Here is a 1,413-nt window from a genome sequence, read left to right as displayed (position 1 = left end):
TCTCGGCGGCTTCCGCGGCCTCCTCGGTCGTCCGCGCGGCCTCGCGGCGCGCGGCCTCCACCGCGGCGGCGGCGTCGGCCCGCAGCTTCTCGGCCTCGGCCGTGGCCTCGGCGATCAGCTCGTCGGCCTGCGCGGCCGCCTCCGTGCGGCGCCGGCCCGCGGCCTCGCGGGCCTCGTCGACGATGCGGTCCGCCTCGGCCTGCGCCCCGGAGGTCAGCTCTTCGGCCTCGCGGACGATCCGCGCGGCCTCGGCGTGGCCCTCGGAACGCATCTTGTTCGCGTCCTCGCGGGCCTCGGCGCGCGCCCGGGACGCGTCCTGCTCGGCCGACGCCAGGGCGTCGGACGCGTCGGTCCGCATCTGCTTGGACCTGGCGGACGCCTCCGCGACCGTGCGCTCCGCGTCGGCCTTCGCCTTGGCGAGCAGCGCCTCGGCGGCCTCCTCGGCCTCCGCGCGGTGCTTCTCGGCGTCCTTGCGGGCCTCCGTGACCGTCCGCTCGGCCTCGGCACGCAGCCGGGCGGCCTCCGCGGCCGCCTCCGCCTGCTGCGCCTCCGCCGACTCGCGGGCCTCGTCCAGGACGGACGTGGCCTCGGCGATCAGCCGCTCGGCCTCCGCCGTGGCCTCCGCCATCAGGGCGTCGGCCTGTTCGGCGGCCTCGGAGCGGCGCGCCGCGGCCGCGGCCCGCGCCTCGTCGGCCGTGGCGGCGGCGTCGCGCCGGGCCGCCTCGGCCGTCTCCTCGGCCTCCGCGATCAGCTTCTCCGCCTCGGCCATGGCCTCGGACAGCAGCTCGTCGGCCTGCACGCCCGCCTCGGCGAGCTTGGCGTGGGCGCTGTCGGTGGCCTCCTCCAGCGTGCGGGCGGCCTCCGCCTCCAGGCGCTGGCCCTCCGTGACCGCGTCCGCGATCGTGCGCTCGGCCCGGGCCTCGGCGGCCTCCATGGCGGCCTGGGCCTCGGCACGGATCCGGGCCGCGTCCTCGCCGGCGCGCTCGCGCTCGGCGTACGCGTCGGTCCGGACCCGGTCGGCCTCCTCCTGGGCCTCGGTGCGGGTGCGCTCCGCGTTGTGCTCGGCGGCCGAGCGCAGCCCGGCGATCTCCTCCTCGGCCTGCTCGTGCAGCCCCGCGACGGAGTCCCGCACCTGCTGGGCGGTCGCCTCGGCGGCCGACACCAGCTCGGCGGCGCGCGCCTCGGCCTCCTCGACCAGGCGCTGAGCCTCCTCCTGCGCCTCGGCGACCCGCTTGCGGGCCGAGGCCAGCAGCTCCTCGCTCTGCTCGCGCGCGGCCTCGCGCTCGGCCTGCGCCTCCGTACGGGCGTCGCCCAGCAGCTCCTCGGCCTCGCGCCGGCGGCGGGCGGCCTCCTCCTGCGCGGCGGCCAGCGCCTCGGCGGCCTCCGCGGCCGTGCGCTCGGCCGCGGCGTTCG

The 1,413-nt window shown here is 79.8% G+C and carries 1 pseudogene; it reads right to left on the bottom strand.

The window, feature by feature from the left end:
* A pseudogene (locus B7P34_RS37950) lies at positions 1 to 1,413 on the bottom strand (hypothetical protein); the annotation flags it as partial.

The organism is Streptosporangium nondiastaticum (assembly GCF_003011965.1).
GTDB classification, from domain to species: Bacteria; Actinomycetota; Actinomycetes; order Streptomycetales; family Streptomycetaceae; genus Streptomyces; species Streptomyces nondiastaticus.
This window is presented reverse-complemented; position numbering and strand designations above follow the sequence as displayed.